The 13,289-nt window shown below is 56.4% G+C and carries 10 protein-coding genes; 5 read left to right on the top strand and 5 right to left on the bottom strand.

The features are described from left to right. Window positions 1–2 precede the first annotated feature (2 nt). On the bottom strand, window positions 3–929 hold the full coding sequence (locus CVS29_RS17375) for an ABC transporter ATP-binding protein (protein WP_245932322.1): 927 nt from the start codon (window positions 927–929) through the stop codon (window positions 3–5). Window positions 930–1,091: 162 nt separating this feature from the next. Further along, window positions 1,092–1,841: a CPBP family intramembrane glutamic endopeptidase gene (locus CVS29_RS17370; protein ID WP_110107809.1), complete on the bottom strand. Its 750-nt coding sequence runs from the start codon at window positions 1,839–1,841 to the stop codon at window positions 1,092–1,094. 1,186 nt (window positions 1,842–3,027) lie between these two features. Here CVS29_RS17370 and CVS29_RS17360 point away from each other — a divergent pair. Then, complete coding sequence (locus CVS29_RS17360) at window positions 3,028–4,554, top strand: DUF4389 domain-containing protein (protein WP_110107805.1); 1,527 nt, start codon at window positions 3,028–3,030, stop codon at window positions 4,552–4,554. 272 nt (window positions 4,555–4,826) lie between these two features. After that, window positions 4,827–5,285: a hypothetical protein gene (locus CVS29_RS17355; RefSeq protein WP_146213110.1), complete on the top strand. Its 459-nt coding sequence runs from the start codon at window positions 4,827–4,829 to the stop codon at window positions 5,283–5,285. A 337-nt stretch (window positions 5,286–5,622) separates the two neighbouring features. Here the strand turns inward: CVS29_RS17355 and CVS29_RS17350 are convergent, their stop codons facing one another. Beyond that, window positions 5,623–6,450: a CPBP family intramembrane glutamic endopeptidase gene (locus CVS29_RS17350; RefSeq protein ID WP_110107802.1), complete on the bottom strand. Its 828-nt coding sequence runs from the start codon at window positions 6,448–6,450 to the stop codon at window positions 5,623–5,625. A gap of 323 nt (window positions 6,451–6,773) precedes the next feature. Beyond that, the gene (locus tag CVS29_RS17345; RefSeq protein WP_110107800.1) at window positions 6,774–7,007 is read right to left on the bottom strand and encodes a hypothetical protein; all 234 of its coding nucleotides are present in this window, start codon (window positions 7,005–7,007) and stop codon (window positions 6,774–6,776) included. 124 nt (window positions 7,008–7,131) lie between these two features. Between CVS29_RS17345 and CVS29_RS17340 the strand changes: the two genes are divergently transcribed. Further along, window positions 7,132–8,046, top strand: coding sequence for a hypothetical protein (locus CVS29_RS17340; RefSeq protein ID WP_110107798.1), 915 nt, complete (start codon window positions 7,132–7,134; stop codon window positions 8,044–8,046). A 488-nt stretch (window positions 8,047–8,534) separates the two neighbouring features. Further along, on the top strand, window positions 8,535–8,996 hold the full coding sequence (locus CVS29_RS17335; protein ID WP_110107796.1) for a hypothetical protein: 462 nt from the start codon (window positions 8,535–8,537) through the stop codon (window positions 8,994–8,996). A gap of 376 nt (window positions 8,997–9,372) precedes the next feature. On the opposite strand, the gene CVS29_RS17330 is transcribed toward CVS29_RS17335, so the two are convergent. After that, on the bottom strand, window positions 9,373–10,473 hold the full coding sequence (locus CVS29_RS17330; protein ID WP_146213109.1) for a DUF6544 family protein: 1,101 nt from the start codon (window positions 10,471–10,473) through the stop codon (window positions 9,373–9,375). A gap of 1,916 nt (window positions 10,474–12,389) precedes the next feature. Here CVS29_RS17330 and CVS29_RS18290 point away from each other — a divergent pair. After that, on the top strand, window positions 12,390–13,091 hold the full coding sequence (locus CVS29_RS18290) for a hypothetical protein (protein WP_146213108.1): 702 nt from the start codon (window positions 12,390–12,392) through the stop codon (window positions 13,089–13,091). Window positions 13,092–13,289: the final 198 nt, after the last annotated feature.

Raw genomic sequence — 13,289 nt, 5'->3', positions numbered from 1 at the left:
TCTCAGACCCCCGCCATCTCGCGGTGGTATGCCACGTTCTGGTCCCCGTAGACTTCCAAAAAGATATCGTCCAGGGAAACCTTGGTGACGGTGAAGCCGCGAACCTTCACCCCGGCGTCGAACAACTCACGCAAAATCAGGGCCTCATCAATTTCCTCGGCCAGCGTTAGCTCCGCATAATTGTTTTCTTCCAGCGTCACGGAGTAGTGCGGGGACTTAGGGATCCGGCCTGAATATTTGAGACGCACAATTCTTCCACCGTACCGATTCTGGACCTCATCAATAGTGCCGTAGGCCTCCGCCGTGCCGTTCTTAAGCAAAAGCACGCGATCACAAAGCCGTTCGACTTCCTCCATCTGGTGAGTGATCATGACAACGGTAGCCCCTGCCTTCTTCTGATCGGCGATGATATCCATCAACAATCGACGGTTGACCGGGTCAAAGCCCTTCGTTGGTTCATCCAGAATCAACAATTCCGGATCATTCATGATCGTGACGCCGAGTTGAATCTTTTGCTGCTGCCCGCCGGAGAGTTTGTCCAGCTGTATCTTGGCCTTGCCCGCGAGAGCCACACGTTCAAGATAGTTAAGGGACCAGGCCTTCGCCGCGGCCCGGCCCATTCCCTTGAGTCGACCGAAGTACGTCATGATCTCGATGACCGGTTCTTTTTTGTATAGGCCGCGTTCCTCAGGCAGGTAGCCCAGACGGCTGCCGTCCTCGGGGCTGAACGGTTTGCCGTTGATGTGCAGTATGCCGGCGGTGGGCCGATAAATGCCTAGCAGTGCACGAACCGTCGTTGTCTTGCCGGAACCGTTGCTGCCCAGGAACCCGAAGGTCTCACCCCGCCGGACATCGAAGGACAAATCGCTGATAACTGTGTTGTCCCCGAAGACCATTCTGAAGCTGTCAATGTGTACGAGCGCTTCCATGGTTCACCCCGTTCTGCTGTAGTGGTGTCTGTCCCATCCACGGGTCTTGTCGATGGCATTCCTGTGAGTGGAGGTCTCCGACGCTAAGGTCTTGGTTCTCGTGGACGGGTTTGCGATCCAGCCACCAACCGGTGGCAGGCGCTGTTCGGTGTTGGCGCATCATCAGCCCATCCGAGCCGGGATGGCTGTGATAGCAGCCCCAGCCTTGGTGAGGCGATTCCGCAACAACAGGATGTAGGGGATCAGGACAAGCGAGATGATCCCCACCGTTACGGAGTCCCACAGCACAGAGTGTGCGGTAATCGTGCCGCTGAGGTTGAACAACACGTGGAAGACAACTCCAGGCATGATGCTGCCGGTGAGCACCGCGCAGTAGGCCAGGGCAATTCCGATGAGTACTGCAGCTATTATCTGCAAGGCCTGTTCAGTGGGGGAGTACCCGCGCAGGAGGTTGACGATGTGGCCGAGACCGAAGGTAACACCCGAGATGATGATCGCGCGAGTGAGGTTGCCGCGCGTTCGTAGTCCCTGGAGCAGGTAGCCGCGGAACAGGAGCTCCTCGATGAATCCGACGGCCGCCACCAGGAGAATCGCGAAGACGAGGGCTTGCAGATCAAGGTGGGATGGGAATCCCTTGGCGTATTGCAGAAAGGTGATCGCGAAGAGAGGAATATAGAAAAGCGTGAGTGGCATTGTCCCGGGCTGCATAGAACGAACACCGTAGAACGCGAGCCGACCACCTGCGCGTAGGTAGAAGACGAGCACGATCAACAGGATAATGAGCAGGAGGCTTGTGAACCCTGGGAAGCTGAGTTGTTCCCCGACCGATTCCCCGATGTTGACCGCGACAATGTAGATCGCAATCCAGATCAGAGCATGCCCGATGGGTTTGGTGTCCTGCAGCTTGCGCATGTGACTCCTGTCATAAGCGATGGGTTCCCAGGCCGATTCAGGGACTGCAGCTTCGGAGCAATCAATGCTTCCGAAAGAGCAACGGGTACAAGGATGCAGACAATACACCCGCGATTACACCGGCAGTAGTACCGACCGCCCAAGAACTTGTAATCCAGTGGGCAACCACTATGACGACGGCCGTACCGCACACAACAGCGACAATGAACGCCATGATCCGCACGGGGGTTTTTAGGCGTGGCAGTAAGGTCCTCACGGTAAATCACGGTTCCCCGCGTTGACCCCAATGTGGTTTGTTTCAACCTCGACTGCCCGTCGGTGCTGGGGTTCTGCGCCGATTTCGATGAATGGACTGCTAGCTGTGTCGCTTCTCATGGCTCGCGGCCTTTCTTCGGTGTGCTGCGTGCTTCGCCTTAGTAAGGCAGGGAACCTTACTCCCAGTACAGGCACACGAGGGACGTCCCGGTAGAGGCGAAGGTCCCTCGTGACGTTCACGGACGCGAGGACCAAACGCACTGTTATGGCGAGCTAGCGGCTGTCAGGATGAAAGACCACTCATGGTTGTCGGCCGCCATGTCGTTTGCGTGTGGTGACTTCTCACTGGCAGGAAAGTTGATCGGTGCGATGGTTGAAACCAAGAATTTGACGAACGTTTGCGGATCTGTAGCGCGTCCGTGGTGCCAGCAGTACGGAACGGATGAATTCCTGCTACTGGAGCCAGTGACTCCCTTCTCATGAGGTGTTGCAGGAGGCGTTGACCTTAGCAATTCCGGTTTGGAGTGCGAAAGTTTTTCAGCCCACTGTGTGATGGTTAGCGAGGCAGAGACTGCTCTGGCACTCATGGTCGCAGCGATGCGCAGATGAGGTTGTAACGAGATGAGGAAACGGATGAAAAGGAGAATAGGCAGCGCCTGATAGGGCCTATCCGTGTCAATACGGGCCATCACTGGGCCAGTGCCAACTGGAGGGAACTGCCTTGATCGTTCGGTGTCCTCCCCCTCGAACCTCCCGGCCATCGAGAGCATCAGAAATGCTGACTGTGCCACCAGAGGACAAAGCCGCCAATAGGCATGAAACAAGAGCCGCGGCGGGATCCGTGAAGCGATCGGACCTATGGGGACCTTTGACTCTAGAGATGCCACATCGGGCACCGCATAGTGGTGAGCAACGAAAGCGGTGTAATGACATGACTGGCAATTCGGTTGTAGACAGCGAAAACCCGTCCTCAGGCTATGTTCGTCGAGGAGGGGCAGGCGCCGTTGTTGCGCTGGTGATCGGTACGCTGCTTGCCCTGCTCGGTGTTGGCGGAATCATCAGTGGAGTGGCCTCAGCTGTGGTGGCTTCCCAGCAGGGATCTGACGGCTACTTCACCTCCCCTGTGCGTGGGTTTGCCACCAATTCCTACGCCCTCGAGTCCCTCCCGGCCCAGCTCGGGGTCGACAAGCTGCCCTTCGACCTTGGCAGCATCCGGCTTGACGCCGCATCCACCGCACCAGGTGGCCAGGTGTTCATTGGCATTGGCCCAAAGACTGAGGTGGACAGCTATCTCAACGGCGTGCATGCAACCGAAGTCGTCGGCATCCAAACTTCACCGTTTCGAGTGAGCTACCGCGATGCGCCAGGATCGGCGGTACCAGCGCCACCTGCGGAGCAGAGTTTTTGGGCCGTATCTGCTTCCGGGCCCGGCACACAACAAATTACCATGGACCTGCGCAGTGGTGACTGGGTCGTAGTGGTGATGAACTCTAATGCCAGCCCCGGTGTCACTGTGAACATGCAGGCCGGATACCACTCCGAGTTGTTTGCAGCACTCACACCCGCCTTATTGATTGGCGGAGCCATACTGCTGATCATCGGGGCGGGATTGATCGTCATAGGTGCCATGGGCCTGGGCAGGGGACTCTCCTCGTCCGGTGCGGGAAAGCCGGGGCGCCAGGCCCGGGAATCGGATAACTCTGGGCGCATGTCCAGCGATGAGCCCTTGGAAATGGGGAAGGACGACGGCGTGGCACCGGCGGGGATTGTCACCGGGACACGCTATCCGTCAAGCCTGTCCGGACTACTGGACCCGCAGCTTTCCCGTGGGCTGTGGCTGGTTAAATGGCTCCTGGCAATACCCCACTTCGTTGTTTTGTTCTTTCTGTGGTTCGCCGTTTCGATCACAACGATCATTGCCGGGGTTGCCATCCTCTTTACCGGCCGTTACCCGCACTCTCTCTTCAATTTCAGCGTCGGTGTCCTGCGCTGGAACTGGCGGGTGACTTTCTACGCGTACTCGGCCCTGGCCACAGACAAGTATCCGCCATTCACCCTCGCGTCAGCCGACTACCCTGCCGATTTCCAGGTCGACTATCCCCAACAGCTCTCCCACGGACTGGTCCTGGTCAAATGGTGGCTGTTGGCGCTCCCGCACCTGCTCATAGTTGCCATATTCAGCGGTGCGGCGTGGTCGATGGCGAATCTCTCCGAGGACACCTGGTCATCGGACTACCTCCGTGCCGTCGGGTTCTCCCTGCTCGGCATTCTGGTGCTTATCGCCGCCGTCATGCTCCTGTTCACCGGCCGCTACCAGCGGGCACTCTTTGACCTGATCATGGGAATCAACCGCTGGATCTACCGCGTCGCCACTTATGTTCTCCTGCTCCGGGACGAGTATCCGCCATTCCGGTTGGATCAAGGACCGGATGAACCGGCCCCTTCAGGTCGTCAATGAGCGAAGCTGCCACGGGCCAGCACTGTGACCGGTAACCCGACGCAGCGCGGAGTTCTGGCGCGACACGGCGTTGGCTCACCAGCCTCGAGATTTCACCGGGTGACCGCTTGAAGAGTGTTCTTTTGACCTGCAAAGCACTATTGCTTTGCCGGGCCAATGGATGATTGGGCCACGTTATGAACAAGCCGTGGACCATCCTCCAGATGACGCAATCCATCCGTCTGACAACACTTTGGTGGGCGCCTTAGTGAAAATCAACATGGAAGGCAAATGTGAATCGTGTATTGGATCTTTTGCAAATCCGCATAGGATTTTCATGGAAGGGCTCAGTGGTCTTTTTATTGCCAATGCTGCCCAATCTTCTCTTTCTGGTACTGCAGAACCCAAACGACGGAAGCGCCGCCAGTAGTGATCATCTTTTATTGGACATTATTGAACATGGAAGCCAGGCGATATATGCGGCCCTGTTGATTTTCGTGGTAAGCAGGAAAGGGACCCCGACACTTTCTGGGCTTATTCTTTGCACAATCTTTTTCTTATTGACCTACTATGCGCTATGGATCGCGTATTTCACGGTAGGTGCCAGTTTTACAATGCTTATGCTTATGGCCATTGTTCCTGTGATCTACTTTTTGATGGCAGAAATATGGCTTCATAATCTGCCCGCTGTTGTGTTTACAGCAATTTTCGGAGTGACCCATATTGCAATAACCTACCTCGATTATCATTGACCGCAGTCGCGACCCATCAGGTGACCGGGTTTATTCTGATTGGGGTCATCAGAGGTCTCCACTTATGGCGCTGCGGAGGGTGGTGGCAGTCAGTGACCTTGATCTGGGCCTTGACCGGCCGCGTTCGCGGCCATGGGGCGGGCATGCAGAATCCACGAAACGGTGCGTTGGTGGTGGAGAGTTGACTTGTGGGTCATCACAGTGCTTGTCAGGCCCATCGTCGTAGAAGAACACGCTGCGGCTCTCGCCGACCACGACCGCGGACACGAGGCCTGTCACAGCGTGGCAGTCGAGCTTAAACACCCGACGAGGCCTACCAGCACCGCGGCCAGCCACCTCAATATCCAGGAAGACCGTCCGCATGCGTTTGCGTCGACTTGCGGCCGAGGCGTCCTCGGGTTGCCAGTGTAAGGCACAGTGCGGCGGCGATGTAGACACCGAGGATCACAAGGTCGATCGAGTCGGCTGGGCGTCCGCCGCCGGAGCCTGTTGGCGTGGCAGCGAGTGTCAATAGATTCTGTGCAGGCGTGAAGCCGGCGTGCAGGAGGAGGCAGATGATAACGCTACCCGTGCGATTGTAGAGCCAGGTGTAAAAGAAGGCGAGAATCAGCGGTACGACGAACCCGGCTGCACCATAGAGCGGAATGTGCCATATACCCCAGGCGAGTCCGAGGAACAGGGTAGACACGAGGGGAGACCGTTGTTCCTGCAACCGTGGGAGAGCGAAGCCTCGCCACCCGGGTTCCTCGAAGCCACCTCCCACCGTTGCTACCAGTAGGAACGTGCCGAGGTAGCTCGGCGCAACACTGAGCAATAAGGCGAAATCAAGTTCATGGCCAAGAGCAAACAGAACCAGGTTGATCACGGCAAACAAAGCCGGGGGAAGTAGAAGGGCCATGGCGTAGTAGCCCGGTGACACGCGCCACGCCAGCAGGGAGCGCAGCCAACCTCGCACGGATTCTCCAGAAAGGCGGGTGATCGCCAGAGCAGAAAGAAGCGGACCGAGTCCGCCCAAGAGAAAGACGACCTGCCCTCCGCCCAGAGCGGCGATGCCCCACAGAGACCATGAGATGGCGTAGGCCAGTACGAAGAACGAGGGGATCTGGTGAGTTGTAATCCATCCCTGCAGTTTCCCATTCACAGTGGCGCCTTCCTCCAGGCTCATGTCAGCCAGCTTCTGAGGAGAGGACTGTTGCTTGGCTCCCTGATTGGCCTTCCGTCACGTCCGCAGGAAATGAACGTAAGCACAATGCCCAGCAGTACCAGCTCGAAGCGTGGCAGGCCGATGATCACTCCGGAATCGGGTTGAGTGGGTGCCGGAAAAGTCACAGTTGCGGTCCTTCACCGAAGGCACAGTCATCCGGGATTCGAATGGCTACTTTCACGATCCTTCGCCAGACCGCGCCTGCGTAGAGGCAAACGACCCTTGCGAGCTTCATCACATGCGTTGACCCGTGCTCGTATCCGTCCCAGGATCTCCACCGCCAGTCATCCGGCGACCGAGGCGATCATTGTTGCTTGGAGCAGGATGGCGGGGGGCACCGTCAGATTGAAGAAGTCTCGGGGCAGGGGAATAGGAGTCCCCATTGAATTCACCGCAGCAGCGTAATTCTTGAACACCGATAATCGCGCAGCACCTGAACCCAAGCCTGTGACAAGGGCAATGATCATCCACTGCCAAGCTCCCCGCACGACGCCCATCAATAGAGAGATATCGACCATGATCAACCACCCGGTCCCAGTACATGCGTTCATGAAGACTGAGCTGACCGAGCGCTACATATGGGCGGTGGTGCGCAGACTACCTCAAACACAACGTCCCGAAATCGAACGTGAACTGCGCTAAGTGCTCGCGGCGAAGATCGACGAGCACGTCGCTGCCGGAGCCGATGCTCCAACCGCCGAAAGGGATGCCGTCCTGGAACTCGGCGATCCCCAACGTCGTGCCGCAAACGAAGCGAACCCACCGTTGCACGTAATCGTCCCGGGGCATTATCTTGATTATCTGCGGTTGCTCAAACTGCTGATGGGCATAGCGGTGCCCATCGCCGCGCTCGCAGCACTTCTGCGAGAGTTGCTCTCCGGGAGTGGCGTCGGTGAGTCCATCGCTGCCGCAGTCGTCACTGCAGTCAACGTCGCCATTCAGGTGGCCTTCTGGGTCACCATCGTCTTCACCGTGATCGAGCACATCAACGTCGGTGAAAGACCACGCACGACGTGGACACCTGATCAATTACCCAGAATTCCATCTCGGTCACGGATCACTGTGCCCCAGACGCTGATCAACGCGGCGGGGCTTCTGATATTCGCTGGCGCGATTATTTGGCAGCAGTTCTCTTCACTGTTCATCGACGGCAACTCCAAGCCGATCCCTCTCCTGACACCCGGCCTATGGTCACTGTGGCTACCCTATTTTCTGCTTCTCACCGCCGTTGCCATCCTCCTCGTGTTCTTGAAACTTGTTCAGGGTCGGTGGACGTGGAAAACAGCGAGCCTCAACGTAGTGCTCGTTGCGGCGTTCACCATACCTGGGTTGTGGCTCCTTAATGGAGAGCGGTTGCTCAACCCCGACTTCCTCGCAATGGCCCAGCAGGCAACGACACTTCATCTCAAAACCCCAGACTTCTTCGTAATCACAAGCGTGATAGTGATTGGGCTTTCGGTATGGAACATCATCGATGGCTTCGTCAAGGCCAGATGGGCCCACCGAGACCTCGACGGCTTTCGCGCTGGTATATCCCAGTGGAAAACAGCAGGATGAAGAAATAACTTCCGTCCACGGTTTTCCCAACTCCTTCCGATGTCCCCAGCCCACCAAATCTGAAACCGACCAAAAATCCGGGTGGGACTATATCGGGATACTGCTGACGACAGAACGTATTTCATGGCCCATCATTTCGATTCACTCCTGAAAAGGATGCCCTGTATGGACGTATTTGGTCGGCCCACAACAGGGTAGGCGAACGGGGGCGCTGAAGGCCATGTGGTGGTTTTGCGGCTTCGCGTCGGTGACGTTCAACAAAGGAGCCCCTTGTGGACCGTCCAAGGTGGGGGTCATGGCGCCAGGACTATACCGGCCGCGGGCGTTTCGCGTAGGACCAGAGCGTTCGCAGCTCGAATCCTCATTGTTTCGCATGAGAGAGGACTTTCGCCTCTCGCAGAACCACGCAGCCACGCATACTATGCAACTATGCGCTGGGATCAGGGCCACCCGCCGATGGCAGCACTGTATACGAAAGCGAGCACGGTATGCCAGCAAACAGTCTGACGAGAATCGCTTGGAAAGCCCTAATTATCGTGGTCATTTTTAACGCCGCTTCGGCCGTGGGCGGAAGCATCGCCATGCTGTTCACCGATGGACTTGGTATGCCGACGTCGTTCCTAACGAACAGCCCGTTCACGTCCTTTTTCCTGCCTGCGCTAATCCTGCTCGTCGTCTTCGGCGGCACTCAGACTCTCGCAGTCGGGATGCTCCTGAGACACCGAGAATCTTCCCTGTTCTGGACTGCTATCGCTGGGTTTGCGATGATCATCTGGATCCTGACCGAGATCGTTATCATTCAAGGGTTCAGTGGGTTGCAAGCACTCTACTTCACGACTGGCGTTTTGGAGCTCGCACTCGTCCTTGCCCTTCTAGGCATCGTGTCCTGGTTGCCACGCATTGAAATCGCTGTCGGGCAAAAACGAGGTATGTTGCACGACGAGGTATGAACTCACGCATTTTTGGAATCAACGACATCCCAAAAAAGTGGGTGAATACACTCTTAAGTGCGCCGCGATGCGGGAATGTCCACCGGGCACGATCTTTCTGTTTGTCCAGGACGGGCCTGTGAATAGGGGTGGATAACGGCTTGTGCAGCCTGAACCCGGTGTCAGCAGAAGATCCTTAACGGAACGCGTGGACGTTGATTGTGCCTTCGCTCGTCCGTGCTATCGCCACCATATCCTCATGGAATTCCTTGGCATGTAATGGCGGCCTGTGTCCCTCCCTCCAGTGGAATGTCCTGTCCCATGGATCGGGTGTCAACTGAACTTTCAGCAGTCTTCACCGCTCGGTGGAATAGGGACGCCGGCACCCACCCGCAGTCTACGCGGGATCGCGGCCACGGCCGAGACCATTATGACGTTGACGGTTGCCTGAAGCGGGACCAGTCAGCGAGTGCCCGCCCGAGCCTTGGTTGTACGTGATCTCGTCGAGCGTGTACTCGAGGTAGGCGAACTCGCCGTCAGATGTATGCCAGTGGCCTTCGCCAATGGTGCCGAGACGACTTTGACCAACTGGTCGGTAATCGGATATCGGTGTTGACCAGCGTTGAGGCGTGATGGACTTGCCATTGCTTGACACGGCTGCGCGATCGTCAGAGACGAAATTGATGAGCTCGTGGGCGTCGTTGAAAGTCAGTTCGGCAGTGATGGTGTTCGCGCCATATGTGTATGTGCCGCGAACATGGTTCTCGTCAATGACATGCCAGATGGTGGGTGCGTCAATGAGCGCGGCAGGAGCGAGGACGCATAAGTCGTTGAAGATGGTGACGGTCTCTGCTCGATCCATATCGGGTCCCTTTGCGTCGACCATCGTAACCAGTGAGCATGCCCTGACACGCATCGAGGCGGCCCCGGCCTCGAACACGTGTAGGACCTCGACAGGAAGCCCGAGCATCTCGGCATCCATGAAGAAGAGCCGGCTAGGTTGCGCCCCGTAGGTGTTCACCTGCTCACCCGTGAATGTCATCCACGGCCTCGCGGACCCGCCGCGGATGCGACCATGGAACTTAGCGTGAAACGCCTGGACAAACGGTTGCCCGACTGCGCCAGACTGACGGACGTAGGCGGCTATGAGGGTTGGTAGGCGCTCGAGGTCTATCTCAGTCACGACACCATCAGCGTGGGCAGTCTCAGGTGCGCCTCGAGTTCGTCGACAATATTCGGCCCGAGCGCTCTGCGGGCCCTGCGAGGCCCAGCCGTAGATGACAGCTATGAGCAGGATAACGTTCATGATTGTGCCGACCTTGGCATCGGCCCACGACGTGACAATTACTACCTGAGAGCTGATGACAGAGAGCGAACCAACGACCCACCACCAACGAACGTGAGCGAGCAACAGCGTGCCAGCCGCGACGGTGACCACGGCGGCCACGAGCCAGGCAGCGCCCAACCCGGTACTGATCGGTTCGGCTAATTGAGTCACTTCGGACCAGCCCAGTCCCTTCGCCGCACCGAGGAGATGGATGAGTCCGTGCACCACCACGCCCAGCCCGAGGATCCGACGGACGGTCGTCCTTAAAACTCGACCGTTCACGGTGCACCGACCTCAGCGAGAGCATGGGCCGAATGGGCGGCCAGCCAGTCGGGCGCTTTGTACGAGTCGCCCATTCCTTCTTGGATCCAGTTAGAGGGTGATGCTGTCTTGATTGGTGCCACCCGGATAGGGTGGCGTCGACGTGACGTTCGAGGCAAAATATTTACGTTGAGTCGGCGTCGCCTTACCCGAGACAGTTCGTCCAGCAATGTCGTAAGGGCGGCACGGGGGTAAGAGGCGAAAGCTCTGGACCCCTTCCCATCACCTGCGAGGCGGGGGTGAGGTCGTGTGCGTTCTGTCTGTTCTTGAACGGTTGAAAAGTTGGAAGTGGCCATCACGGCACGCCATTCGATATCGAACACTTAGCCAGTTAGCTCGGCACGAGGAATGCCATCGCCCCTGGGTTGCATAGCGGCCAGCTGTCCTTCGCATCTGACGGTCGGTGACCATCAAGCCTCTCGCGTCGTTCACCTTTGACCCTATGTTCGGCTCAGGGGATTAGCAATGGATGCATGGAACTCCAGCGTGTAGGTTGAGTGCCCTGCCGGACTGGAGCTCAATGAAGAACTGCGCTCGAGCTTTGCTGTGCAGCGCCCACGGTCGCGTTATGGACCAATACCGCTCTGCAACGGTCTTAACGTTCGTAGGAGAGTCATCCACCGAACACTCAATCCACTGGAATGCATCCTTGGAGGCCATGGATGCTTGTCGTTCCTTTTGACTCGTCAGACATTCCATCTGGTGATCGGGCGATATTCGGCCGCCGGGGTAAAACTCGAACGTCTGGCTTTTCGCTGTCTGAAGAAGGCCTAAATCCAGAAGGTGTGTTGTTAATCTGACTGCATGGCTGCAGCAATTACAGTGTTGAGTTGACGTCGCTGTGGTTGGTGTTGTGGATGGCAAAGCCTGATGACAATCGCCGACAGTCACCCACCACCAGTTGGCTGAGAAGCCAAATGTTCCTCAGGTGAGAACGGATGACTAAAAAGCATGGCTGGATACAACCGACTCATTAGAAACTCATTAAATTGGATGACAACTGTCACCAGTTCAGTACCATCTATTGTTGCGCTACCTTGACGCTAATAAAGGGTCAGAGTGGCTTTTGATAAGTCGAAATAGGTGATCGCGTCGACAGCGGGGGTCATCAGTTCGAATCTGATAGGGGGCCCAGAAAGCCCGGAATCTAGCGGTTCTTGGGTTTGAAAATGACTCCTTTTAGGGGTCATTTTCAACTTAACCCTCCACAAACCCGCCATAAACCCGCCATAAACCCTCCAGATTGAAGCCCGTTTTCCTCGCTTTCTGGACGGGATTCGCCCCTGCTATGAACCTATTTTTGCTCGCTGGGTAGGTGCTGACCCCGGAAAAGCTGGCAATCCTGGCTTGCCGATGAGGAAGAATTGGCCAGAATCTTCTCATTCGTTGTCATTGTGTTGCTCTAGTGCTCAATAGCGGTCGTTGATGATGAGCCTTCTGGTGTCAGCAGCGGCGAAAACTCTACTGGGTAAAGGCTAGCTTCTCTCTGGTGGGGCGAAAGTGGCCAGCAAGGCACAGCCGGGAATTACGACCGCAATGTCCCGTGTCTCGTCGGTTCGATTCGCCTATTCGAGGCATTGGATCGGGCATGTGCCGCTGACCTGAGGCTTTGCTTTGGACGAGCTACCTGAGATGCGCTGTTCCGACCGCACTCACTAGAAGCACAATAAATTGGTCCCAAGCCCTGTCCGATACTCGTGGCACCGCGGCGCTCTCATCGCACTGGCAAGCGATAAGAATGGCGAAAATCATGGTTAAGTAGCTAAATGACCGCCTTTCCGAAAGTAATGGTTCAAGTCCCCACCACCTCCGATGATCTGAGCCCCGCAATGCTGGACGCAGCGGATCAAACAGCCCTGTGGACTTTTTGGATGGCAATAGGCACATTTGGACTACTCATTGGTGCTTTGGCAGCAGCTTGGTTTGCTAGAAGAACTATGTTGGCAGCTGTCGGGCAACTTTTGGCTTTGAAAACACAAAATCTGGCACTTTCGGACCAACTAGCCCTAGTCGGAGGCCAGTTGGCCCTCCAGCAAAAACAATTTGACTCAGATTCGGCTGATCGGCGCCAACGTGAGGTGTCGCGTGTATCTTCCTGGTTCGAACCGGGGCATGAAGATCGTTCGGTTTTGGTTTTGCTCGAAAATTTCAATGAATCTCCCGTATACGATGTCACGATTGAAGTCTGGGTACATCGATGCGCGCCAGATTCTCCATTATTGGTCTATATCTTCCACCAAGGGATCGTTGGACCTAATACGAAGAAATCGTGGCAGCTCGGATCAGGGCTTCCGCCGCGCAGTATGGAAGCATACGACGCCTATAAGGCGCTATTTGTTGCGACACATGTTGTTCCGATTTGGTCGGGTAATGATCAAAGCAACGGTATTGCTATTGAAATGACAGTCCGAGACTCAACCGGGACTTCTTGGAAGAGAAGTCATGCAGGAGTTATTTCAGGAGAATAGACCTCGCGGCAAAGAACCTGGCTCAAGTACTAGGCACTTAACACGTGTCAACGCCAGATCAAAATAGGTCGAAAAACGGTACATCTTGCATTGATGCACCCATTCGGGTTTTGGCGTAGCTGTGACAACTACGGCGAATGTGCCTGAAGTTGCCAGCAATCGTGCTACCCCGAGGTGGTTTTGTTTTGGGCCAGCGGG

The organism is Arthrobacter psychrochitiniphilus, from assembly GCF_003185915.1.
Classification (GTDB): domain Bacteria; phylum Actinomycetota; class Actinomycetes; order Actinomycetales; family Micrococcaceae; genus Specibacter; species Specibacter psychrochitiniphilus.
The sequence above is the reverse complement of the archived record's forward strand: the minus strand, read 5'-3'. Positions and strand labels throughout refer to the sequence as shown.

Coding starts and splice junctions, on each gene's coding strand:
- CVS29_RS17350 (WP_110107802.1), bottom strand. CDS start 6,450: ATGAGCCTGGAGGAAGGCGCCACTGTGAATGGGAAACTGCAGGGATGG.
- CVS29_RS18290 (WP_146213108.1), top strand. CDS start 12,390: ATGACCGCCTTTCCGAAAGTAATGGTTCAAGTCCCCACCACCTCCGAT.
- CVS29_RS17345 (WP_110107800.1), bottom strand. CDS start 7,007: ATGGTCGATATCTCTCTATTGATGGGCGTCGTGCGGGGAGCTTGGCAG.
- CVS29_RS17370 (WP_110107809.1), bottom strand. CDS start 1,841: ATGCGCAAGCTGCAGGACACCAAACCCATCGGGCATGCTCTGATCTGG.
- CVS29_RS17360 (WP_110107805.1), top strand. CDS start 3,028: ATGACTGGCAATTCGGTTGTAGACAGCGAAAACCCGTCCTCAGGCTAT.
- CVS29_RS17335 (WP_110107796.1), top strand. CDS start 8,535: ATGCCAGCAAACAGTCTGACGAGAATCGCTTGGAAAGCCCTAATTATC.
- CVS29_RS17375 (WP_245932322.1), bottom strand. CDS start 929: ATGGAAGCGCTCGTACACATTGACAGCTTCAGAATGGTCTTCGGGGAC.